General features: G+C 47.6%; 22 protein-coding genes and 1 other annotated feature. Of the genes, 16 read left to right on the top strand and 6 right to left on the bottom strand.

Annotated features, from left to right (window positions below; all coding sequences use genetic code 11):
* Positions 1-32: 32 nt before the first annotated feature.
* Entirely contained in the window at positions 33-224 is a 192-nt protein-coding gene (locus AC6I3O_RS23945; RefSeq protein ID WP_497853018.1) for a hypothetical protein, read from the bottom strand.
* 222 nt (positions 225-446) lie between these two features.
* Between AC6I3O_RS23945 and AC6I3O_RS23940 the strand changes: the two genes are divergently transcribed.
* From AC6I3O_RS23940 to AC6I3O_RS23885, 12 genes are all read left to right on the top strand, one after another.
* The gene (locus tag AC6I3O_RS23940) at positions 447-716 is read left to right on the top strand and encodes a hypothetical protein (RefSeq protein WP_497853017.1); all 270 of its coding nucleotides are present in this window, start codon (positions 447-449) and stop codon (positions 714-716) included.
* Positions 697-933: a glycine betaine ABC transporter substrate-binding protein gene (locus tag AC6I3O_RS23935; protein WP_497853016.1), complete on the top strand. Its 237-nt coding sequence runs from the start codon at positions 697-699 to the stop codon at positions 931-933. The genes AC6I3O_RS23940 and AC6I3O_RS23935 overlap by 20 nt, the downstream gene beginning before the upstream one ends.
* Before the next feature lie 70 nt (positions 934-1,003).
* On the top strand, positions 1,004-2,179 hold the full coding sequence (locus AC6I3O_RS23930) for an ABC transporter permease (RefSeq protein WP_497853015.1): 1,176 nt from the start codon (positions 1,004-1,006) through the stop codon (positions 2,177-2,179).
* Positions 2,176-3,120 (top strand): ABC transporter ATP-binding protein, encoded by a 945-nt coding sequence (locus AC6I3O_RS23925; RefSeq protein WP_497853014.1) that lies wholly within the window; start codon positions 2,176-2,178, stop codon positions 3,118-3,120. The genes AC6I3O_RS23930 and AC6I3O_RS23925 overlap by 4 nt, the downstream gene beginning before the upstream one ends.
* Positions 3,117-3,869 (top strand): ABC transporter permease, encoded by a 753-nt coding sequence (locus AC6I3O_RS23920; protein ID WP_497853013.1) that lies wholly within the window; start codon positions 3,117-3,119, stop codon positions 3,867-3,869. Before AC6I3O_RS23925 ends, AC6I3O_RS23920 begins: the two co-directional genes overlap by 4 nt.
* A 3-nt stretch (positions 3,870-3,872) precedes the next feature.
* Complete coding sequence (locus AC6I3O_RS23915; RefSeq protein WP_497853012.1) at positions 3,873-5,744, top strand: DUF169 domain-containing protein; 1,872 nt, start codon at positions 3,873-3,875, stop codon at positions 5,742-5,744.
* Positions 5,745-5,856: 112 nt separating this feature from the next.
* Positions 5,857-6,387: a VanZ family protein gene (locus AC6I3O_RS23910; protein ID WP_497853011.1), complete on the top strand. Its 531-nt coding sequence runs from the start codon at positions 5,857-5,859 to the stop codon at positions 6,385-6,387.
* A gap of 135 nt (positions 6,388-6,522) precedes the next feature.
* A complete protein-coding gene (asnS, locus tag AC6I3O_RS23905; protein ID WP_497853010.1) occupies positions 6,523-7,914 on the top strand; it encodes an asparagine--tRNA ligase in 1,392 nt (463 codons plus the stop codon).
* A 23-nt stretch (positions 7,915-7,937) separates the two neighbouring features.
* On the top strand, positions 7,938-8,627 hold the full coding sequence (gene vanR / locus AC6I3O_RS23900; RefSeq protein ID WP_497853009.1) for a VanR-ABDEGLN family response regulator transcription factor: 690 nt from the start codon (positions 7,938-7,940) through the stop codon (positions 8,625-8,627).
* Positions 8,617-9,885 (top strand): sensor histidine kinase, encoded by a 1,269-nt coding sequence (locus tag AC6I3O_RS23895; RefSeq protein ID WP_497853008.1) that lies wholly within the window; start codon positions 8,617-8,619, stop codon positions 9,883-9,885. The genes vanR and AC6I3O_RS23895 overlap by 11 nt, the downstream gene beginning before the upstream one ends.
* Positions 9,770-10,870, top strand: coding sequence for a metallophosphoesterase family protein (locus AC6I3O_RS23890; RefSeq protein ID WP_497853591.1), 1,101 nt, complete (start codon positions 9,770-9,772; stop codon positions 10,868-10,870). Before AC6I3O_RS23895 ends, AC6I3O_RS23890 begins: the two co-directional genes overlap by 116 nt.
* Positions 10,871-10,872: 2 nt before the next feature.
* A complete protein-coding gene (locus AC6I3O_RS23885; protein WP_497853007.1) occupies positions 10,873-12,543 on the top strand; it encodes an ATP-binding protein in 1,671 nt (556 codons plus the stop codon).
* A 256-nt stretch (positions 12,544-12,799) separates the two neighbouring features.
* Here AC6I3O_RS23885 and AC6I3O_RS23880 read toward each other — a convergent pair whose 3' ends face one another.
* The 4 genes from AC6I3O_RS23880 to murC all read right to left on the bottom strand — a co-directional run bounded on the left by AC6I3O_RS23880 (position 12,800) and on the right by murC (position 17,748).
* A complete protein-coding gene (locus AC6I3O_RS23880; RefSeq protein WP_497853589.1) occupies positions 12,800-13,984 on the bottom strand; it encodes a ribose-phosphate pyrophosphokinase in 1,185 nt (394 codons plus the stop codon).
* Positions 13,971-14,984, bottom strand: a complete 1,014-nt coding sequence (locus AC6I3O_RS23875; protein ID WP_497853006.1) for an ATP-binding protein — start codon at positions 14,982-14,984, stop codon at positions 13,971-13,973. The genes AC6I3O_RS23880 and AC6I3O_RS23875 overlap by 14 nt, the downstream gene beginning before the upstream one ends.
* Positions 14,985-15,004: 20 nt before the next feature.
* Entirely contained in the window at positions 15,005-16,210 is a 1,206-nt protein-coding gene (locus AC6I3O_RS23870; protein WP_497853005.1) for a DnaD domain protein, read from the bottom strand.
* 158 nt (positions 16,211-16,368) lie between these two features.
* Positions 16,369-17,748, bottom strand: coding sequence for a UDP-N-acetylmuramate--L-alanine ligase (gene murC / locus AC6I3O_RS23865; RefSeq protein WP_497853004.1), 1,380 nt, complete (start codon positions 17,746-17,748; stop codon positions 16,369-16,371).
* 221 nt (positions 17,749-17,969) lie between these two features.
* Here murC and AC6I3O_RS23860 point away from each other — a divergent pair, with 221 nt between their 5' ends.
* The 3 genes from AC6I3O_RS23860 (at position 17,970) to spoVG (ending at position 20,700) form a co-directional block, all read left to right on the top strand.
* Complete coding sequence (locus AC6I3O_RS23860; protein WP_497853003.1) at positions 17,970-19,244, top strand: glucose-1-phosphate adenylyltransferase; 1,275 nt, start codon at positions 17,970-17,972, stop codon at positions 19,242-19,244.
* Complete coding sequence (glgD, locus tag AC6I3O_RS23855) at positions 19,241-20,359, top strand: glucose-1-phosphate adenylyltransferase subunit GlgD (RefSeq protein ID WP_497853002.1); 1,119 nt, start codon at positions 19,241-19,243, stop codon at positions 20,357-20,359. Before AC6I3O_RS23860 ends, glgD begins: the two co-directional genes overlap by 4 nt.
* A 71-nt stretch (positions 20,360-20,430) precedes the next feature.
* The gene (gene spoVG, locus AC6I3O_RS23850) at positions 20,431-20,700 is read left to right on the top strand and encodes a septation regulator SpoVG (RefSeq protein ID WP_159755951.1); all 270 of its coding nucleotides are present in this window, start codon (positions 20,431-20,433) and stop codon (positions 20,698-20,700) included.
* A 52-nt stretch (positions 20,701-20,752) separates the two neighbouring features.
* Here spoVG and AC6I3O_RS23845 read toward each other — a convergent pair whose 3' ends face one another.
* Entirely contained in the window at positions 20,753-21,442 is a 690-nt protein-coding gene (locus tag AC6I3O_RS23845; protein WP_497853001.1) for an RluA family pseudouridine synthase, read from the bottom strand.
* Positions 21,443-21,534: 92 nt separating this feature from the next.
* Between AC6I3O_RS23845 and AC6I3O_RS23840 the strand changes: the two genes are divergently transcribed.
* The gene (locus AC6I3O_RS23840) at positions 21,535-22,503 is read left to right on the top strand and encodes a calcium/sodium antiporter (RefSeq protein WP_497853000.1); all 969 of its coding nucleotides are present in this window, start codon (positions 21,535-21,537) and stop codon (positions 22,501-22,503) included.
* Between the two features lie 113 nt (positions 22,504-22,616).
* Positions 22,617-22,830, top strand: a binding site (T-box leader).
* Positions 22,831-22,873: the final 43 nt, after the last annotated feature.

Here is a 22,873-nt window from a genome sequence, read left to right as displayed (position 1 = left end):
CCATATTTGCGTCTTGTCTTGAGCCTGGGCGGCTATTCCTTTATCTTGTCGATATCTGTCAGATTTACGCCAAGAACATTAAGGATTGCTTTTAAAGAGAGGTATTCGTCCTTTAATTTGGCATATGTTTTGGTTGCGTTTTCCTCTTTCGCCACTGCCATATAATCTTGAATTTTTTTAAAATCATCAATCGCATTCTTAGCAATCTCAGCATTGTTTGGCATATTATCACCTGCTTTCCGTAAAACCTTTTAATATCTAGTTCCTTTTTAATATAATAACAGATGGGTATAGCCGTGTAAAGGAGTCTGGTTAAAAGAGTAATAAGTTCGCCAAATAAATAGAAAATATCTATAAATAAACATATATATGAATATTATGAATTTGATAGGGGGGTATTATGATAATATTAAATTTGGCAAAGTTCAACAAGGAGGAATTAAATTATGAAACGCAAATTAGCCAGTATGTTATTATGTACCGCTCTGGCTGCATCTTTAGCGGCAGGCTGTGAAGGAAAATCAGAAGAGAGCAAGACGGAGGACGCCTCTTCTGACAAGGCAGAAAAAACGGAATCTGTGGAGACCAAGAATGAAGGCGACCCAATTATCCTGGCGACTATGACGGATGAAGAAGGGCAGATTTACGGAGAACTGATTAAACAGACCCTTGAGGCAAACGGTTACGCTGGAAGCATTGGGGTTATACGTCATTGAAGATCCAGAGTTTGTATCTCCGGTATACAGTCCGGCTCCGGTGGTGCGCGAGGAAGTTATAGAGACATACCCGGAACTTACCGAGATTCTAAAGCCGGTGTTCGATGCCATAGATGCAGACACGATCCGGGATATGAACAAGAGATTGCAGGTAGACGGAGAGAATCCGGCAGATATAGCGACTCAGCTTTTGCAGGATAAAGGGCTTGTAAAATAGTGGATGATGATTACGGAATCTGTTTACAAATATGTAGACGGTTCCGTAGTGTTATATTAGGAGGAGAATGATGTTAAAGAAACAAGATGTGGCTGCCGATCTTCTCGCATTGCTGCTTTTTTCCCTTCTGTTCCTGAATCAGTTTATGTTCAAGGCAGCGGCACGGGTAGGGGAGAAAGAAGGGCTTACGGCAGGAGAATGTCTGGGCGCTAATTATGTGATTCTGTTAGTCCTTACGGCTGCGCTGATCGTGTTGGTGTTCCTGAAGGCAGACAGAGAAAATCTGAATTTTCTGGCAGGAATCGTGGCAAGCGCCTGTCTTGGCTGTGCGGTTTTGTTTGCCGGACAGGCCGTCAATGTGGTGGAAGTTGCGTCCGAGAACGGAAGGGTATCGATGAGCGTGGGCTGCTATCTCTATATCGGTTTGGCTTACCTGATTGAAGTAAAATGTAATGAGTATATCGGAAAAGTGTGGAAACGGTTTCTGGTAATCACAGTCGGTTTCGGCATTGTGGCGGCTTCATTTCTGACCGGACAACTGGACGGCTTATCTGTGATGAAAGAATATACCACATACCAGAAACAATTTGCCGAATGCTTTGGAAATCATATCGGGATGGCGTTCAAAGTCGTAGTGTGCGGCGTAGTTGTAGGAGTGCCCCTGGGATGGTATGCTTATAAGCATGCCAGAGCGGGAAAAGTAATCAGCACAATTCTAAATACCATAGAATCTATCCCCTCTTTGGCATTGATTTGTGTGATGATGTTCCCGCTTTCCTTTCTGAGCAACCGGTTCCCGTTCTTGAAAGACCATGGAATCGCCGGCGTCGGGGCAACACCGGTATTCTGCGCCTTGTTCTGCTATGCGCTGTTTCAGATTGTGAACAGCATGTATGGAGCGTTGAAGGTCGTGGATAAGCAGTATATTGACGCGGCAAGAGGGATGGGAATGACGGTGCGCCAGATTTTCACCAAGGTAGAGATCCCAATTATACTGCCGGTTATTATATCTGGAATTCGTGTATCGCTTACTGCCACGGTGCTTGGAGTGACGATTGGCTCCTACATCGGTTATGGCGGGTTAGGGAAATTTATTTTACAAGGGTTAAATGGATTTGCCATTGATATTGTTATGCTGGGGACGCTTCCGATTATGGGGCTGGTCTTTCTGTTTGATTTTGTGTTGAAAAAACTGGTGGTTCTGATTGAAATTCATAGAAAAGCTAAGGGAGTAGTAAAGGTATGATAGTATTAAAGAACGTTACGAAGAGATTTGGAAACCAGATTGCCGTAGATAATCTGTCCATGGAATTGAAAAAAGGGGAACTGTGCGTATTTGTAGGAGAATCGGGATGTGGAAAATCTACGACGCTTAGGATGATTAATCGGCTGATTGATGCGGATGAAGGTACGATTGAGATTAATCAGAAAAATATACATGATTACAATGGGGAAGAGCTTCGCAGAAGAATCGGTTATGTCGTCCAGAGTACAGGCTTGTTTCCACATATGAACGTGCGTGAAAATATTTCGGTTGTGCCACGACTATTGAACTGGAAAGAAGACCGGATTCTGGAACGTGTGAAGGAGTTGATTGCGCTTGTTGGGCTGGATGTGAAAGCCTATATCAATAAATATCCCTCAGAGCTTTCCGGAGGCGAGGCACAGCGGATTGGAGTAGCGAGAGCATTGGCGGCAGATCCGGAGATTATCCTGATGGATGAACCCTTTGGCGCCGTAGATCCGCTGAACAGGGCAAACCTTCAGAATGAATTCCTAAAGATTCAGAAACAGCTCAAGAAAACGGTTATTTTTGTCACCCATGATATTGACGAGGCGATGAAAATGGGAGATAAGATTGCAATCATGTCCAAAGGGATTCTGCGTAATTTTGCAAGTCCGGAGGATACCCTGCTGTCTGACGATGAATTTGTAAAATCTTTCCTGGGTTCGGAGACATACATTAAGATTTTAAGCCGTTTCCGCGTAAAAGAGCATATGCGTCCGCAGAATGGGGCGGACATACCTTATCATGCAGACTGCGAAGCGAACCTGAGAGACGTGCTGGCGCAGATGATAGAGTATGGCACAGATTCCATGCATGTGACAGAGAAGGGAAAAATTACGGGAACCATATTATTAAGCGATATTCTTAATTTGTTTCAGAAAGGACGTAAGGGAGAATGAAGGCAAAAGGAAATAAAATAGACGGCCATATCGTTGCGATTGTACTGCTTCTGACCGCACTTTTGCTCTTTGTTTTTGGTTTTCAATATATCGAAGAGTGGGTATATGACATATGGCCGTATGACGTTGGAAATGTGGCAAAATACAGCCTGCCGAAACTGACGGTTGAATTCGTGGAGATAGCAGGAATCTCATGTATCCTGTCAGCGTTTGTGGGAGTGGGGCTTGGAATCTTCTGTTTTACAAAGCCGGGAGAGTCCTTTGGACTTGTGATTGAGAAGACTTCTATGATTGTGCAGACGATACCGGCGATGGCGGTTCTGATGTTTGGCATGACGGCATTTGGAATTGGAATGAAGGCGGCTGTGTTCGCGCTTCTGCTCCAGTCATTGCTTCCGATTGTATTTGCTACGATGGCAGGCCTTAGGAATGTCCCGGGAACTTATCTTGAAGTGGGAAAAGGACTGGGTATGACGAAACGGCAGATTCTCTGGAAGGTGCAGATTCCGTTGGCAATACCGGTTATCTTGTCAGGAATGAGAACGGCGCTGATTATCTGCATCGGGGCGGCGACTTTGGCGTTCAGTACGGGCGCAGGCGGTCTGGGGCTTTTGATACAGACTGGGTGTTCGACTTATAATACAGTGTACATTCTGGAAGGTACTGTGCCGATTTGCATCATCGCCATTTTAATGGATCAGGTACTTAGGAAGGTGGAGAAACATGCATATCGGACAGGAGGAATGTAACGTATGGATGAAGAGGCAGTAGAATTTCAAACCTTGCTTGGTATGGCGAAGGACAGGCATTTGGTTGGCGTAAGGTTCCTGTTTTCAGAGGCAGAATATCAAGAGGCCGAGGGAAAGGAAGCGACGCATCAGATGTTTTTCTGCATGATGGTCAAAGCGGCGGCAGTCGGGCATGGTATGAAGGTAAGAAAAGAGCATATTTACTGTTCGGCAGCAGCAGAGGCATTGGGATTCGCCAAGCCTTTGAAAGAGTCAGAGCCGGGAGAAATCCTTTATAAGAGAAATATGTACGGAACTAGAGAGGCGGCGGCAGATATCAGAGAGAATATGCCTTGTCTGAAACACGAGGTCTATGGAATGTGTATACAGCCGTTGGAGCAATGTGACCGGAAACCAGATGTTGTGCTGGTTTTCTGTCAACCGTATACGGCAATGCGGATTGTGCAGGGATATTCTTATCAATATGGATTTGCGAAGCAGGTCCGGTTTGCGGGGATGAGCGGCATATGTACAGAATTAATGGCGGGAGCCTACAAGAATCAGGATATGAATCTGTCGCTTCTGTGTTCCGGGACGCGTTTCGCAGGGGCATGGAGAGATGATGAGCTGGGAATCGCTTTTCCGTATGGGATGTTCCAAAAGGTTCTTTCGGGTGTAAGGAGTACGGTAAATACGTTTGAACCGGATGATAAGAAAGAGGCGCTCCGGCAGCGGGCCTGGGAGTATGGGGTCAAGGCGGAGGTTGAAATGGGCAATAACTACCATGGTTCCAGCATTGGCGTTGCAAGAATGGGTGTGGAAGGTTATTTTCCGAAAAAGGCGAAGAGCTTAACTTCCGGGCAGCGGATGGCAAGATTTTACCGGGGGGAGAAAATCGACCGTGTGCCGATGCTTTCCTGTGCTACTATGTATGCGGGGTGGCAGAAGGGATTGTCTTCGGAAGAGTTTTATTTTGACGTAAAAAAAGCGTTCCATGCTCAGAAAGAGATCGCCTGGGAGAATGGCTACGACGATGTTCCCTGCTATGATCTTCCTCATGGAGAAATACTGGATTTGGGCGGGGAACTGGCGATACCGGAGACGGGAAGGGTAGGGCTTCCTCTGGTTAAACGGTTCGCCGTAAATTCGGCAGAAGAGGCGTTGGCATATGAGCTGCCGCCCATGGAGAAAAGAAGGTTTACCAGGCTTAGGATTGCATTTTTACGGTATGCGAAAAGCCAGGGGCAGAACGGAGTGACAATCAGCGCCGGGTCGCCGTTTACCATGGTAGGTTCTATGGTGGAGACGGGGCTGTTGATGCGGTGGCTCATCAAAGAGCCGGAGCTGGTGCGGCGTCTGCTTAGGAAGGCGGTACAGTATCTAAGTGAGACGGCAGATTTGTTTATACAGGAATTTGGATTGGAAAATTGTTCGGTTTCGTCAAACTATCCTTTTGAATCCAACCATCTGATTTCCCCGCGCAATTTTGAACGGTTCGCGTATCCGGCAATGATGGAGATTCATGAAGAGATGAGGAAGAAAGGCCTGCAAAATTTTGGGCTGCATCTCTGTGGAAACCATGTTAAGACAATGGCTTATTTTAAGGACTTGAATCTGGCACCGGGGAGTTTTATCAGTTTGGATGAAGAGAATCCGCTCACAGAAACGGCAAAGGCGCTGGGGGAAGATATGATTTATGCCGGCAATATCTCTACAAAACTGTTGGTGGGCGGAACGCCGGAACAGGTATACCGGCAGTCGGAGAGGGCGATACGGGAGATGAAGTATCACAAAGGCGGGTTTATCCTGATGCCGTCCTGTGATTTGCCGATTAATGCGAACCCGGAGAATTTAAAGGCGATGCTTGCGGCGGCGTGCGAAGTTGGGAAGTATTGAGGGATAGGCAGGCAATAATGCATGATTGTAAACGGACATATATTGCGAACCCGGAAACTTTGTGGTAGTATATTCAGAATATAAAATAAATTCATCTGGAGGTACTATCGAATTGGATTTATACCAGATTTTTATCACACATAACCGTGCCTGGACAATCCGGGAAATTGTCTGTTTCTCCATACTTTTTTTCATTGTATCAGTCATCTTATTCAGAATGGTGGGACATCGCAAAATTGCGCTCTCGCAGGCAGTTGCGGGATTACTTTTGCTGCTCTTCCTTGGCATAGTCTTTGCATCGACTGTATTTACACGAAACCCGACAGGGGTCCATCGGTATGAATTAGAAGTGTTTTGGTCCTGGAAAGCCGTATATCACGGCAGCCGCGAGATGTTGAAAGAGAATCTGCTGAACATGATATTATTGTTTCCGGCAGGTCTGCTTCTGCCTTTTGTGGTTCACAGGAAAATGCCATGGTGGAAGGGACTGCTAATCGGGCTTACGATTTCGGGAGTGATTGAGACATGCCAGCTCGTCTTCTGCCGCGGGCTTTTTGAGTGGGATGATATGATACACAACGGGTTCGGCTGTATGGTGGGCTGCATATTCAGCAGCGGGCTTCATAGATGTACGGACAACTGAGAAAGAAGGCGCGCCGTGTTTTTAAGATTGCAAAAATCAATACCTCTGCCTTTCAAAACCTTCCGCGGTATGCTATAATGAGAACCATGTTGGCGCACATTGTGAACCAGAGCAGTGAAAAAGGAGTAAAAAGATATGGATTTGATTACAATCAGAGAGTTATACAAGAACAAAGAGAACTATCTCGACCAGAAGCTTACGGTCGGCGGCTGGGTGCGCAGCATCCGCGATTCCAAGACATTTGGCTTCATCGTATTGAACGATGGTACGTTTTTTGAGCCTTTGCAGATTGTCTATCACGACAAGATGGAGAATTTCACAGAGATTTCAAAACTGAACGTAGGCGCGGCTGTCATCGTGACTGGTACGCTGGTCGCTACGCCTCAGGCAAAGCAGCCTTTTGAAATTCAGGCTGACTCCGTAGAGATTGAAGGCGCATCCGCCCCAGATTACCCGTTACAGAAGAAACGGCACAGCTTCGAGTACCTGAGGACGATTTCCCATTTAAGGCCGAGGACGAACACCTTTCAGGCTGTGTTCCGCATCCGCTCGCTGACGGCATACGCCCTCCACAAATTTTTTCAGGAGAGAGGCTTCATCTATGTCCACACGCCGCTGATTACCGGAAGCGATTGCGAGGGCGCGGGAGAGATGTTCCGCGTTACCACGCTGGATATGGAGAACGTGCCTGTGAATGAAGATGGAAAGGCTGATTATACGCAGGACTTCTTCGGCAAGGAGACAAGCCTTACGGTCAGCGGCCAGTTGAATGCAGAAACCTACGCCCAGGCTTTCCGCAACGTCTACACCTTTGGCCCCACGTTCCGCGCAGAGAACTCCAACACCACCAGGCATGCGGCGGAATTCTGGATGATTGAGCCGGAGATTGCATTCGCAGACTTGGACGACGACATGGCGCTTGCTGAGGCGATGCTGAAATATGTCATTAACTATGTATTGGAACAAGCGCCTGAGGAGATGAATTTCTTCAACTCCTTTGTTGACAAAGGCTTGCTGGAACGGCTTCACAACGTAGTTTCCTCCGATTTTGCCAGAGTGACATACACCGAAGCCATTGGGATTCTTGAGAAAAATAACGACAAATTTGAATACAAAGTATCCTGGGGCGCAGACCTCCAGACCGAACATGAACGCTACCTGACCGAGGTGATCTTCAAACGTCCGGTCTTCGTGACGGACTATCCTAAGGAGATCAAAGCCTTCTACATGAAGCAGAACGAAGACGGCAAGACCGTGGCGGCGGTAGACTGCCTTGTCCCGGGAATCGGGGAAATCATCGGCGGAAGCCAGAGGGAAGACGACTACGATAAACTGCTTGCGAGAATCAAAGAGAACGGAATGAACGAAGAAGATTACAAGTTCTATCTTGACCTCCGCAAATACGGCTCTACCCGCCATGCAGGATTTGGATTAGGGTTTGAGCGATGCGTGATGTATTTGACTGGAATGGGCAACATCCGCGACGTAATTCCATTCCCAAGAACCGTAAATAACTGCGAACTATAAAAGACGGCGAAAACGAGGTTATCATGAACATTTTAGTTGTAGATGATGAAAAAGAGATTGCGGATGTCATCGAATTATATCTCCAAAACGACCAGTACAGCGTATTCAAATTCTACACAGGCGAGGATGCGCTGAACTGTGTCAGGAGCAAGAAAATTGACCTTGCGATTCTGGATATTATGCTTCCGGACATCGATGGTTTTCAGCTATTGAAGATGATTCGCGAGAAATACACTTTTCCGGTCATTATGCTGACGGCTAAGACGGAATACATGGATAAGATTACCGGACTTACACTGGGAGCAGACGACTATATCCCGAAACCCTTCAACCCGTTAGAACTGGTCGCGAGGGTTAAGGCGCAGATCCGCCGTTATACCCAGTATAACGACGGGGGGAAGGACGCGGGGGATGTGATTGATTTCGGCGGGCTGCTTCTGAACCGGACTTCCCATGAGTGCGTTTACAATGAAGCGCCGCTGACATTGACGCCCATTGAGTTCGACATTCTGTGGCTCCTTTGCGAGAACCGCGGCAAGGTCATCAGTTCTGAGGAACTATTTGAGAAGGTATGGAATGAAAAATACTACAAGAACAGCAACAACACGGTTATGGTGCATATCCGGCATCTGCGGGAGAAGATGAGCGGTCCCACAGGCAAGTCGGATTTTATCAAGACGGTCTGGGGAGTAGGGTATAAGATTGAAGAATAATTATCGCAAGCTGAAATTCACCATATTGCTGCAGACAGTCCTGGTCACGGCTTTGACGGTGCTGGTAGGGGGATTTCTGCTGAATTATGTGATTGACGGCATTTACAATGACAGTTTTGCGGAAAATTTCGTCAAGTTTCTCATGTCCATGGACATGGAGGAGAGCCAGGCGATCAAGTTATACTGGAAACTGATTGGAAACAACAAGATGTTCTTCATTATTGTGGGTTTCCTGCTCCTTTTTGCGCTGTTTTTTTATGCAGCGCTGTCTAAGATGATGAAGTACGTAGATCAGATTGGGGACGGTATCGAGAACATTCTGTCAGAGTCCACAGAGCCGATTCATCTGATTACAGAACTAAAGCCCATCGAGATTCGGCTGAACGAAATTAAGGCGACTCTGAAACGGCAGGAGTTAGAGGCGATTGAAGGTGAGAAGAAGAAGAATGACCTTGTGCTTTTCCTCGCTCATGATTTAAAGACGCCGCTGACCTCCATTGTCGCATATCTGAGTATGCTGGACGGGCGTCCGGGGATGCCCGAAGAAGACCGGATGAAGTATATCCATATCGCGCTGGAGAAATCCATCCGACTTGGGGAGCTGATTCATGAATTTTTTGATATCACGCGCTATAACTTGCAGGATATTGAACTGGAAGCCATTGAGATTAACTTGACTATGATGTTAGAGCAGCTTGCAGACGAGCTGTACGGGGTATTGCAGGAGAAACGTCTGTCCTGTGAGGTCCATGTGGAAGAGAATCTGGTGGTATACGGCGATCCGGATAAACTGGCGAGGGTATTTGACAATATTTTAAGAAATGCCATCGCTTACTGTTATGAGGACACGAAGATTGAGATTGACGCCCGGATGAAGAAGAAGGACGTGGAAATCGTTTTCATGAACCAAGGAGAAAAGATACCCGGGGCGATGCTTCAGACGATATTCGAGAAATTTTACCGTGTGGACGGTTCCCGTTCTTCCGGTACAGGCGGAGCAGGTTTAGGGCTTGCCATTGCAAAGGAGATTGTAGAACTGCACGGCGGCAGGATACGCGCGAAAAGCGATGATATCCGGACACAGTTTATTGTGGAATTGCCATCGAAGACAGAGAAGGAAGAAGGAACAGCAGATGAAGTTCATACATATCGCAGACGTGCATTTGGGGGCAGAGCCGGACGCCGGAAGAGCATACAGCGCAAGCCGGGGAAGGGAGATCTGGGACAGCCTGGCAAGAGTGGTGAAGGCATGCAATAAGGAGAAGGCAGATCTATTGCTGATTGCGGGGGATTTGTTCCACAGACAGCCTCTTCTGAGAGAACTCAAGGAATTGAGGGATTTGTTCGGAACCCTGAAAGCCACGCAGGTAGTCCTGATAGCGGGGAATCACGACTATTTAAAACGGGATTCCTATTACCGGACGTTTGTGTGGGGAGAAAATGTACACATGATTCTGGGCGGGCAGATTTCCGCCGTGGAGCTGCCAAAGCTGTCGGCGGCAGTATACGGGCTGAGTTATTATGGCAGGGAGATTACGGAACGGCTGTATGACCAGGAGCTGCCAAAGAAACGGCAGAAGTATGAGATTCTGCTTGCCCACGGAGGGGACGAGCGGCATATTCCAATCAGGAAAGAGAAGCTTAACGCCCTTGGTTATGACTATATTGCGTTGGGACATATCCACAGACCGCAGGACATGGATAACGGAAATGCGCCGCAGAAAGGCGGGAACGGATTCCTTGGCGGGCAGGCTGTTGAAAGCAGGATGGCGTATTCCGGCGCCTTAGAACCCATTGACAAGAATGATATTGGCTGTCATGGCTATATTTTAGGCGAGATGACAAAGGAAAGATGTCGGATTCGTTTTGTACCGTGTGCTTTGCGGGAATACGTGCATCTGGATGTGGCTGTCGGGAAGAAAATGACGAACAGGGGATTAAAAGCCTGTATCCGAGAGCAGATTGAGGCGGCAGGGACTCAGAACGTTTACAAAGTGACCGTGAAGGGGTTCCATGACCCGGACGTCCTGTTTGACCTGACAGATATGGATACTTACGGCAATATCATAGAGCTTTTGGATGAATCAAAGCCAGAGTATGATTTTCAAAAGCTGCTGGCGCAAAACCGGGGCGATCTTCTTGGAAAATATATTGAAAGCCTGATGGATTATGACAAGGACAGCGTAGAATATCTGGCGTTATGCGAGGGAGTGCAGGCGCTGATAGAAACAAGTAGAGGCTGATTATGAAGATTCAGGAATTAAGGTTGAAGCATTTTGGCAAGTTTACGGATAAAGACATTCGGCTTAGGGAAGGTATCAATATCCTGTACGGGGAAAATGAGTCCGGGAAATCGACGCTCCATTCCTTTATCAAGGGAATGCTATTCGGCATGGAGAGAGGGCGGGGACGGGCTTCTGCCCATGATGCGTTCAGTACTTATGAGCCGTGGGAGAACCCCAACTATTATTCTGGAACGCTGAAATTCGAGAGCGGAGGGAAGATATTTCGGATAGATAGGAATTTTGACAGATATACGAAGAAGGCGGAGCTGACCTGTGAGGATGACGGGGAGCTGCTTTCTGTGGCAGACGGTGATTTGGATATGCTTCTCGGGGGCTTGGACTCCGGTATTTATGAGAATACCATATCGGTAGCTCAGACAAAGGTGGAGACGGGAAAGCCCCTTGCGGCTGAATTCAAGAATTATGCGACCAACTATGATGCAGTGGCAGAGGGAAACTGTGAGGGTATCGTATCGGAGGGAGTACGCCTGCCTCAAAGAATGTCTTATGAATATACAGCAGGAAGCGGCGAGGTGGATTTTGGCAGGGCATTGGAGCATTTAAAAGAGAAAAAGAAAGCTCTGGAGCGTGAGATGAAAGAATCTCTCCTGAAAAAGCAGGCAGAACGGGAACGCATGGAACAGGAAGCCTCCTATGTGTGGCGGGATGTACATCGTCTGGAGGAAGAGTTTGGGCGGATATCCAAAGAACTTGAGTACCGGCAAGAGAAAGCAGCCAATGAAGTAGAAAACGTAGAGAGCAGACGAATCATCGACGAGTTAAGGCCTGCCAAATGGCGTATCCATCCGGTAGAACTGATACTGTTCGCGATTATTGTCATCCTTGCCTTTATCCTGATTGCCAGGCCATGGAACTTTCTGGTATCCATCATCATTTTTCTGGCATGCGGCCTGTATGTATGGAACCGGATGAAGGTGAGCAAGCAGGAGGAAAAGACGCCGCCGGAGCTGATTCTGGAGGAGATCACCCCGGAGGAGGAGAAAATCCCGCTGGAAAAACTGGTGTGGGAGCAGACCCATGTGCGGGAAGAGCTGCGGGAAAAACAGATCCAATACGGCAACCTCAAGGAACAGCTTGAGGAACTGGACGAAGTCAGCGAAGACTACCGGGAGTACGACCGGCGAAGAGCTGCCTTACAGCTGGCAATGGACCGGCTGAGCGAACTCTCCGGAGAACTACAGAGACAAGTGGAAGAGCGGCTGAAAAGCGAAGCGTCCAGGATTCTCGCATATATCACAGACGGAAAATATACGCAGCTTCATATCGAAGAAGGTATGCACTTGAGCCTGTTCAAAGAAGGGAAGCGGATTTCCCTTGGACAGTTAAGCCGCGGAACCGTAGAACAAGTCTATTTCGCCCTGCGTATGGCGGCGAATACCGTACTCCACGAAGAAGAGTACCCGGTAATTTTAGACGATACCTTCGCCTACTACGATGATATAAGGCTCAAAAAAGTGCTGAAATGGCTCGCAGAACACAAGAAGCAAGTGATAATCTTCACTTGCCAGAACCGAGAAACAAAGCTCCTAGACGAACTCGGGATAACATACCACATAGAAGAGCTTCCCGCCCCTGACGGGGCGGGCGGACTATCGTCCGAAAAGATATAAAATTTAGGCGTTACAATTTATTCCGCCAGTAAACAGCGGTTGGAAGCGGGAGGGGGACCCGGTGCAGACAATTCAGAGGCGTTTTTAATGGAGGTGAAATCCACTGCTTACGAAGACTTAGGAGCGAAGGCTTTCCTGAGCTCCTAAGTCTTCGTAAGCAGTTAGTTCACCGGAATGTTGCCTCGTCTGCACCGGGTCCCCCTCCCGCTTCCAACCGCGTCCAACTGCCCGCAAAATAAATTCCAACACCCTTCCCCTAAACCGTCTCGTTATTTTTGTACTTATTCACCACATGATGAATCCGATCAACCGGATTCAAAATACTGCTGATTGACCCGTCATGGTTCAGCGTATCAATCATCAAAGCAATATATTTACTCATATCACAATTAATATAATACGGCCTTTCCAGAAGTTCCGGCGTCTGATAAATCAAGTTGGTAGTCAGGATTGCGTCGATGCTTCCCTCTTCATAAGCCTTATCAAACTTGTCCAATCCGTTCGTGAACAACCCAAATGTCGCCGCGGCAAAGATACGTCTTGCCTTACGCTGCTTGAGCTGCCTTGCAACATCTAAGATACTGTCGCCGGAGGAAATCATATCGTCAAGTATGATTACATCCTTCCCCTCCACCGAAGAGCCAAGAAATTCATGTGCGACAATCGGGTTACGCCCGTCAACAATCTTCGTATAGTCACGGCGTTTGTAGAACATGCCCATATCAAGATTCAATACATTTGCCAGATATACGGCGCGCCCGGTCGCCCCTTCATCAGGGCTGATTGCCATCATATGGCCGCTGTCAATCTGCAAATCGTCGAAACGGCGCAGAAGCCCTTTCACGAACTGATACGTCGGCCTTACCGTCTCGAAGCCATTCAGCGGTATCGCATTTTGCACTCTCGGGTCATGGGCGTCGAAGGTAATGATATTGTCTGCCCCCATGCGTACCAACTCCTGAAGGGCAAGGGCACAGTCTAAGGACTCGCGGCTGCTCCGCTTATGCTGGCGGCTTTCGTACAGGAACGGCATGATAACATTGATTCGCCTTGCCTTGCCTCCGATTGCGGCGACAACACGTTTCAAGTTCTGGTAATGGTCGTCAGGGGACATATGGTTCGTATGCCCGGTCAGAGAATAGGTCAGGCTGTAGTTGCAGACATCCACCATAAGGTAGATATCTTTTCCGCGAACGGATTCGTTGATAATGCCCTTGGCTTCCCCGGAGCCAAAACGGGGCACTTTTGCGTCGATCAGATAGGTATCCCTCTCATATCCATTATAAACGACGTCATCCTTAAAAATATTGCCGTCTTCCTGACGCCATTTTACGATGTAGTCGTTTACCCGGCTACCCATCTCCTTGCAGCCGTCAAGGGCAATAATTCCCAGCGCCCCTATGGGTATGTTTTCCAGAATACGGTCATTACGGCGTAGCATCATTCGTACCTCCCAAATTAAGTAATTTTTTCTGAATGCGGATATCATCCCCGGTCAGCCTCAGAATCGTGTAGTTACTGCTGATTCGTGAGAACGTCCGCTCAGAGTAGATGGATTGTATATCCTCCAATGCAAGATTGGTTGATATTATGGTTGCCTTCTGCCTTAAAATCCGTTCGTTCAGGCAGATAAAAAGCTGCGATACGGTAAAGGAATTCGGAAGTTCTGTCCCGAGATCGTCAATGATAAGAAGATCGCAGTCGTAGATATGTTCCTGTATATCGGAATCCTGTTCCCCGTGCCTGCCGAACGTACTCTCTGCCAATACGTCAAACAACTGTGCGGCTGTGAAATAAACCACAGAACAGGAGGTGTCAATAAGTTCTTTTGCGATACAGTGGGAGAGAAAGGTCTTCCCGACCCCCGTATCCCCGTATAATAAAATGTTCCGGAATTCCCGGGAAAATGTGTCCACAAAACTGCGGCAGACCTTTAGCGCTGTTTGGATAGATTCCAGCGCTGATCTCCCTGTCAGCGGGTCGATGTGGCTGCGGGAATAATAGTCTATGGAAAAGGTGGAGAAATTCTCCTTCTTCAAGACTTCCTTTAAGTTGGACTGCTCGTAGAGAAGTTCCACAATTGCTTTCTTGAAACAGTGACACTTCTCGTCTCCGATATATCCTGTGTCCCGGCAGTCCGGGCAGGTATAGTGAAGCGCAAGGAAGTCCAAAGGAAGGCCGCTGTCTGCCAATAATTGCTGTTTGCGGCGTATCAGAGAATTCAGCTCTTCTTTCAGAGAAAGGAGAGCCTGCTCATCGCCGTCCAAAAGACGGCGGGCTTTCTCTACACTGAGGGAAGCAATGGCATGATCCGCTTCTTCCAATGCAGGAATCAGGGAATAGGCTTTCTGATAGCGTTCCCTTAATCGGTATTCATTATCCAGTTGCCGTTGTTCGTAGGTACGCATCATCTGGTCATATTGTGAGTTTGAAAGTGCCATATTCTGCCAAATCTCCTGTCTTATTGCTGGACAAGCCTGCGTTCCAGAGAATCCATGTCATAAGAACGCCCGCTGAAATTATTGAATTTGTTGCTTTTACTGCTTTTTGCCGTAGCTGCCGGCTTACCGGCGGACTTTTTCCGGCGCTCTTTTTCTTTCATATAATTGGCGTCTAGTACGTCAATATCCTTAATGTGGCGAACGTTCTTTTCTAACCAGTTCTTGAGTATCGTGTCTGTGTATTCAAAATTCGGCTGGTGTATCGCATTCATCGTACGGTTGCATGCCTCCAGAATTAAGTCCAGGGAAAATCCGTACTCATCGTTCCAACGCCGGATATAGGCGATCTCGGATGCTGCAGGAGCGCGTCCCTTGATTCCATAAGCGTTCAGTATGGAATAACAGTTCTTACTATATAAAACGGTACTTGATTTTGCCTCCGATACCGTCGTAATCTTCTGCTCATTCCAAGACAGGGCGACTTTGCGGATATAATGCATGCTCTTATGCCCGTTCTCCACACAATACTCAATCAGATATTCAATCAGTTCTGCCGACATATGAAGCGTGTCATAAAAATATGTAATCATATCGATGTCTGACGAGGACAGGGTCTTACCGAGATATTGCTCGGCAACAAACATCAGCTCCTTAAATTCCTTGCGGTCATGCCGGTTACGGTATTGCTGGATATTCGTGCCGGAAAGCTCGGATGCGGCAGGATATACGCCGGTACTCGCAGTGTCTGAAGCCGCCGGGACATGTCCGGTGTCGTCTTGTATAGCAGAAACAGGTTCTAAGCCGTTTGGAACGGCAGAAACATGTTCTATTCCTGTCTGCATACCAGAGACACGGATTCTGCCAGTTGGTGTAACGGTAATATTGCCCCTGTCTGCAGGCATAGATGCAATGTTCCCGCCCTCCATAGATGCCGTTATAGAAGCAGTTCCGTCCGCATTAACCGGTTCCGCCTGTTCACAGTAGTCCAAAAGTTCCTGTTTCTTCCAATATCTTAATGCCCTGCGGACATCATTCTCCGTACATTCCAGAATATCTGCCATCTCAGGGACAGACATCATTCCGCCCGGCCTGTTCATATGGCGCAGAAGAAGAAGATATACTTTCACGTATTCTCCGTTCGCTTTGACCATGTGATGGTCAATGAACTCATTCTCAAGCACAGTAGTATTACTCAGTGCATAATTAGTTAAGGTTAATTTCGTCATAATTCTTACGCCGGACCTCCTTTTGTCAGTTCGTAACTCATTTGGTAACTTGTACCTCTCGTAGAGATATTATAGCACCAGACGACCGGGCAAAAAAGAAGTTTTTGCGTGAAAAACAGGCTTTTTTGTGGATAAAAATTTGTGGAAAATGTGGATAACTAACGTTTTAAGAGCGCTTCGCCAATGTTTACAACGTCTCCGGCCCCCATAGTTATCAACAAGTCCCCTTTTTGGCATTTTTCCATACAGAAATCTTGGATTTCGTTAAACGTAGGAAAATAATATGCGTCACAGCCACGGCGGTTTAGTGCGTCTGCAATGTCTTTGGATGAAATCCCCAGAGTATCCGTCTCCCGCGCCGCATATATCTCCGCAAGAATGATATGGTCTGTATGCGACAGGGCGTCAACGAATTCCTGGAAGAGCATCTTTGTCCTGGTATAGGTGTGGGGCTGGAAAATGCACCAGATCTCCCTGTGCGGGTAGTTGCGCGCCGCTGTCAGGGAAGCATTGATTTCCGTCGGATGGTGTGCATAATCGTCAATGACCGTAATCCCGTGTACCTCTCCTTTGTATTCAAAACGTCGGTCGGTCCCGTGGAAGTCTTTTAATCCATCTTTCATTGCCGCGAGGGAGACGTCCAGAAGGTCTGCCGCCGCAATGGAAGCCAGTGCATTCGATACATTGTGGTCGCCGCTTACAGACAGGGAGATTCGGTCGATGGTTTCTCCGTGCCTTACAAGGTCAAAAGAAGCTTCGCCTAGTTCGTCGTGGGAAATTCTGGCGGCGCTGTAATCAAAAGCAGGGTCGTTTCCATAGGTAATGATACGGCATTCAAGCCCATCCGTGATTTCAGAAAGGTTCGGAATCTCGCCATTGATAATCAGCGTCCCATTCGCTGGAATCAGTCCGGCGAATTTGCAAAAGGAGCGGCGGATATCGTCCAAGTCTTTAAAGAAATCCAGATGATCCGCATCAATATTCAGGATAATCCCAATTTTAGGGAAGAAATGCAGGAAACTATTCGTATATTCACAGGCTTCCGTGACGAACACCTCCGGCCCGCCAACCCGGATATTGCCTCCGATTGCCTTCAGGATGCCGCCTACGGAAATCGTAGGGTCTTTCTCGCCTGAAAGCAGGATGTGGGAGAGCATAGAAGTGGTGGTGGTCTTGCCATGGGTGCCTGCCACTGCTACAGATGTATTGTAATTCGTCATGAGCTGTCCCAGAAGCTCTGCACGGCTCAGCATAGGAAGGCCTTGGTTTACCGCCTCCTGGTATTCCTCGTTATCATCATGGATGGCAGCCGTGTATACAACAACGTCAATTCCGGGAATAATATTAGAAGCCTTCTGCCCATAGAAGATGGTTGCCCCAAGGTTCGTCAGATGGTCTGTCAGCGCAGATTCCTTATTGTCGGAACCGGAAATCCGGAAATCTTCCTTTAACAAGATTTCGGCAAGCCCGCTCATGCTGATGCCGCCGATGCCGATAAAATGTACATGTACAGGTTGTTTGAAATTGATTTTATACATAAGATACCTTCCTTTTTGATAAAATACAGGCTATTGCTTGTCATAAAAATAATATTCTGTTCATATTATTATATACATATATGGGAAAAAAACCAAGTCGAAATTTTTTGTATTATTTTAATAAAATATTTACAAAATTTTCAATTTTTTTGTAAATATTGTTCACTATGCAAGAAAAATGTGGTATAATAAGAATTAAACTACTGAGAAGGGGTGATGACATGAGGAAAAAAGAGATGATAGCGATGCTGTTGGCGGGAGGCCAAGGAAGCAGACTGGGAGTACTTACAGCAAAAGTGGCCAAGCCAGCCGTTGCTTTTGGAGGCAAGTACAGGATCATAGACTTCCCGCTCAGCAACTGCATTAACTCAGGAATTGATACTGTCGGGGTGCTGACGCAATATCAGCCGTTACGATTGAATACACACATTGGGATTGGGATTCCATGGGATTTAGACCGTAATTTCGGAGGAGTTACAATTCTTCCGCCTTATGAGAAGAGCAGCAGCAGTGAGTGGTATACGGGTACGGCCAACGCCATATACCAGAACCTTGATTATATGGAGACATTTAACCCGGACTACGTGCTCATATTGTCAGGGGACCATATTTACAAGATGGATTACGAGGTCATGCTGGATTACCATAAAGATAACCATGCAGATGTCACGATTGCCGCTATGCCGGTGCCTAAGGAGGAAGCCAGCAGGTTCGGTATCGTGGTGACGGATGAGGAGGGCAAGATTGCGGAGTTTCAGGAGAAGCCGCCGGAGCCTAAGAGCAATCTGGCGTCCATGGGTATCTATATATTTAGCTGGAAGGTACTGAAAGAGGCGCTGATTGCGCTTGAGAACGTTCAGGGCTGTGATTTCGGGAAGCATATTATTCCATACTGCCATGAACGGGGACAGCGGCTCTTCGCATATGAATATAACGGATACTGGAAGGACGTGGGGACCCTCGGTTCATACTGGGAGGCGAACATGGAATTGATTGACATTATTCCAGAGTTCAACCTGTACGAAGAATATTGGAAGATTTTTACGAACAGCGGAGCCCTTCCGCCCCAGTATATTTCCGGACAGGCAGTGGTTGACCGGAGCATCATCGGCAATGGCTCGGAGATTTGCGGAGAAGTGCATAATTGTGTGATCGGGTCAGGAGTGGTCATTGAGGAAGGCTCGGTAATCCGGGATTCCATTATTATGCAGGACGTACACATCGGCAAGGGGTGTGTGATTGACAAAGCGGTCATCGCGGAGAATTGTAGGATTGGGGATCGTGTGACCTTTGGCATCGGCAGCGACGTGCCGAATAAGTCAAAACCGGCAATCTATTCCTTCGGCCTGGTAACAGTCGGAGAGAATTCTGTGATACCGGACGGAGTACAGGTCGGAAAGAATACTGCCATCAGCGGCGTGACATCCGGGGAGGATTATCCGAATGGCGTGCTGGAGAGCGGAGAGACATTGATAAAGGCAGGTGGACGAGTATGAGAGCGGTAGGTATTATTTTAGCAGGCGGTAACAGTCATAAGATGCGTGAACTGACTCAGAGGCGGGCGATTGCGGCGATGCCGGTGGCCGGAAGCTACAGGGCGATTGATTTTGCGTTGAGCAATATGTCGAATTCCCATATCCAGAAGGTAGCGGTACTGACTCAGTATAATGCACGTTCACTGAATGAACATCTGAATTCCTCCAAATGGTGGGATTTTGGGAGAAAGCAAGGGGGACTGTATGTATTTACCCCGACGATAACGGCGGATAACGGATACTGGTACAGAGGGACGGCAGACGCCATTTACCAGAATCTTGATTTCCTGAGAAAATGCCATGAGCCGTATGTGATTATTTCCTCAGGAGACGCTGTATATAAGATGAATTATAATAAGGTGCTGGAGTATCACATCCAAAAGAAGTCGGATGTTACGGTTGTCTGCAAGAGGCTTGGGGCGGATGAGGATGCCAGCCGTTTTGGAACTTTGAAGCTGAATGAGGACATGCGCATTGAGGAGTTTGAAGAGAAGCCTATGCTGGCTACTTCAAATATGATATCGGCAGGGATTTACGTAATCAGGAGAAGGCTTCTGATTGACCTGATCGAGCATTGCGCTGAGGAAGAGAGACATGATTTCGTAACGGATATTCTGATCAGATATAAGAATCTGAAGAGGATGTACGGTTATGAGATAAAAGACTACTGGAACAACATTTCAACGGTGGAGGCTTATTACCGAACGAATATGGATTTCCTGAAACCGGAGGTACGCAGGTATTTCTTCCGGGAGTATCCGGAGGTTTATTCTAAGGTGAGCGACCAGCCGCCTGCGAAGTACAATCCTGGAGCTATCGTTAAGAACAGTCTTGTGGGGAGCGGCAGCATTATTAACGGAACAGTGGAGAATTCGGTTCTCTTCAAGAAGACATTTGTTGGGAATAACTGCGTAATTAAGAATTCGGTTATTTTGAATGATGTATATCTTGGGGATAATACGTACATTGAGAATTGCATTGTAGAAAGCAGGGATACGATCCGGGCGAACACGCGCCATGTCGGGGCGAACGGTGTGAAGGTAGTCGTAGAAAAGAACGAGAGGTATGCACTATAGTGCATAAGCCAGGAGCCGGATGAGGGGATTTCCGCGCCGGTTCCTTTAGGAAGAAAGGGGCAAGTAAGGAGATGCAGATTACAGATGTACGCGTGAGAAAGGTGGCAAAGGAAGGCAAACTCAAGGCAGTTGTGTCCATTACGATGGACGAGGAGTTTGTGGTACATGATATTAAAGTCATCGAGGGTGAGAAGGGACTCTTTATCGCTATGCCAAGCAAGAAAGCAGTGGACGGAGAGTATCGAGATATTGCACATCCGATTAACTCAGGAACAAGAGAGCGCATACAGAGTATTATCCTTGAGAAGTACGAAGAAGCATTGGAGGAAGAGGGCGAGTAAGATGCCCTCTTTTTCTGTGGGGATTATTCCTGGGTGGACGGTGGTTCGGAGATTAGTCGCATAAGTGGAAGCGGAGGAGTTTGTGGGTCTTGGGGTGGTAGAAGTCTAAGCGGTAGGCGCAAAGGCAGATGTTCCGCCATAGGGGGGAGGCTATGCAGTTGGGGTTGTATTTTGTGTCGCCGATGATGGGGCAGCCTATATGGGACAATTGGACGCGGATCTGGTGGTGGCGTCCGGTGTCTAGTTTGATTTCTAATTCGGTGACATTTGGCAGGTTTGCGTATTCGCCGGAAAAGTATCTGTGGCTGTCTGGGACGGTAAAGTAGCGTAGCCTTGCAAGTTTGGCGTCGCGGATTTCGGGGCGGCAGACTCGGGAGAGGTTGGTGCGGGGGTCTTTGGCGAGGTAATGTTCGAGGATGCCTTCGGAAGTTTTGGGACGCCCTTCTACGAGGGCGCGGTAATACTTGCCGAAGCCCTGGGTCTTTAGCTGGCGGCTGAGTTCCCGGGCGGCGAAGGGGGTCTTGGCGAAGACGAGGAGCCCGGTCACGGGCTGGTCCAAGCGGTGGATGACGGCGAGATAGGGCTCTCCTTTAGTGCGGGAGGTCTTATGGATATGGTTCTTGAGGAGATTTACCATGTCGGGGGAGCCTGTTTTCCGGCTTTGGGTAGCAATGCCGTGGGGTTTGACGCATACTATGATATGATTGTCTTCATATAATATTTCTAATGTGTTTGTTATCATATAAGAATTCTCCTTGACTTTCATTCAATCTACTCTTATCATTTAATCATAGTGTGTGAAAATATGCAAATAGAAATTGGGGACGGGGTAAGATGGATTACATATTGTTGATTATCGGTTTTGTGTTGTTGATTAAAGGGGCGGATTATTTTGTGGATGGAAGTTCCAGCGTAGCGCGGCTTTTGAAGGTGCCGACAATCGTGATTGGGCTTACTGTGGTGGCGTTTGGGACGAGTATGCCAGAGTTTTCTGTCAGCGTTACGGCGGCGATGCGTGGGGATAACGACCTTGCGGTGAGTAATGTGCTTGGGTCGAATATTTTTAATCTGTTGGTGGTGTTGGGGTGTTGTGCGCTGGTGAACCCGGTTCAGGCAAAATGGTCGTTGCTAAAGAAAGAATTTCCTTTCTCTATATTTATTACGGTTATTCTGCTTCTGTTGAATTCGGATTTCTCGGTTACAAAGGTTTTGAGCGGCGGCGGGAAGTTCGTCCTTGGAAGGTGGGGCGGAATGCTGTTTCTTGTGCTGTTCCTGATTTTCCTGTATGCAACTGTGACGGAGGCTCTTGCGGCGAGGGACAGGCAGGAAGTAGACGATGCGGATGAGTATAAGGTTTTAAGCCCGGCGAACAGTGCGTTGTATATCGGATGCGGCCTCGCGGGAATTGTATTGGGCGGAAATCTGGTGGTGGACAGCGCCAGTGCGATTGCGGTGCGGTTCGGGCTGAGTCAGACGTTTATCGGACTTACGATTGTGGCATTAGGGACGTCGCTGCCGGAACTGGTTACGTCTGTCGTGGCGGCGGGCAAAGGAGAGAATGACCTTGCTGTGGGAAATGTGGTCGGCTCAAATATTTTTAATATCCTTCTGATTTTGGGGGCTTCTGCGACGATTACGCCGATTGTGATGGATATTACGGCGGTGTATGATACCGTGATTCTGATAGGGGCGAGCCTGCTTGTGTATTTGGCGGCGTTGAGCAAACGTGAGATCCGTAAGAGTGAAGGTATCGTGTTTTTGTTGGCGTATCTGGTATTTTTTGTGTATATTTTGGTGCGGTAAGAAGGAAGGGGCAGAGGGTGGCGTGAAAAAAATCCCCTTGACAAATATCGTCCCATCTATTAGAATTACATTCAAACTTAAAACCCCGCTGGCAATGTTGGTTGCAGAGGCGGGGCTTGGCTGTGAAGAGGAATAGTAGCTGCATACGTAGTCCGACAGAGAGAGAATCCTTTGGCTGGAAGATTCTTGGATTGACCTGTAACGAACCTACCTTGGAGCCGCTGTGTGAAAATGCAGCGTGACGTCAGCGTTAATGGCGATAAAGAGAGAACTGCGAAAGGGTCGCAGTTAACTAGGGTGGTACCGCCGAGCTTTTCGGTCCCTTTTATTTTTTGGGAGTCGAAGGTCCGGTGTTTTTTATTGTTATACC

It is taken from the genome of Sporofaciens sp. St.21A7 (assembly GCF_059728535.1).
This window is presented reverse-complemented; position numbering and strand designations above follow the sequence as displayed.

Coding starts and splice junctions, on each gene's coding strand:
- AC6I3O_RS23945 (WP_497853018.1), bottom strand. CDS start 224: ATGCCAAACAATGCTGAGATTGCTAAGAATGCGATTGATGATTTTAAA.
- AC6I3O_RS23940 (WP_497853017.1), top strand. CDS start 447: ATGAAACGCAAATTAGCCAGTATGTTATTATGTACCGCTCTGGCTGCA.
- AC6I3O_RS23930 (WP_497853015.1), top strand. CDS start 1,004: ATGTTAAAGAAACAAGATGTGGCTGCCGATCTTCTCGCATTGCTGCTT.
- AC6I3O_RS23925 (WP_497853014.1), top strand. CDS start 2,176: ATGATAGTATTAAAGAACGTTACGAAGAGATTTGGAAACCAGATTGCC.
- AC6I3O_RS23920 (WP_497853013.1), top strand. CDS start 3,117: ATGAAGGCAAAAGGAAATAAAATAGACGGCCATATCGTTGCGATTGTA.
- AC6I3O_RS23915 (WP_497853012.1), top strand. CDS start 3,873: ATGGATGAAGAGGCAGTAGAATTTCAAACCTTGCTTGGTATGGCGAAG.
- asnS (WP_497853010.1), top strand. CDS start 6,523: ATGGATTTGATTACAATCAGAGAGTTATACAAGAACAAAGAGAACTAT.
- vanR (WP_497853009.1), top strand. CDS start 7,938: ATGAACATTTTAGTTGTAGATGATGAAAAAGAGATTGCGGATGTCATC.
- AC6I3O_RS23885 (WP_497853007.1), top strand. CDS start 10,873: ATGAAGATTCAGGAATTAAGGTTGAAGCATTTTGGCAAGTTTACGGAT.
- AC6I3O_RS23880 (WP_497853589.1), bottom strand. CDS start 13,984: ATGCTACGCCGTAATGACCGTATTCTGGAAAACATACCCATAGGGGCG.
- AC6I3O_RS23875 (WP_497853006.1), bottom strand. CDS start 14,984: ATGGCACTTTCAAACTCACAATATGACCAGATGATGCGTACCTACGAA.
- AC6I3O_RS23870 (WP_497853005.1), bottom strand. CDS start 16,210: ATGACGAAATTAACCTTAACTAATTATGCACTGAGTAATACTACTGTG.
- murC (WP_497853004.1), bottom strand. CDS start 17,748: ATGTATAAAATCAATTTCAAACAACCTGTACATGTACATTTTATCGGC.
- AC6I3O_RS23860 (WP_497853003.1), top strand. CDS start 17,970: ATGAGGAAAAAAGAGATGATAGCGATGCTGTTGGCGGGAGGCCAAGGA.
- glgD (WP_497853002.1), top strand. CDS start 19,241: ATGAGAGCGGTAGGTATTATTTTAGCAGGCGGTAACAGTCATAAGATG.
- spoVG (WP_159755951.1), top strand. CDS start 20,431: ATGCAGATTACAGATGTACGCGTGAGAAAGGTGGCAAAGGAAGGCAAA.
- AC6I3O_RS23845 (WP_497853001.1), bottom strand. CDS start 21,442: ATGATAACAAACACATTAGAAATATTATATGAAGACAATCATATCATA.
- AC6I3O_RS23840 (WP_497853000.1), top strand. CDS start 21,535: ATGGATTACATATTGTTGATTATCGGTTTTGTGTTGTTGATTAAAGGG.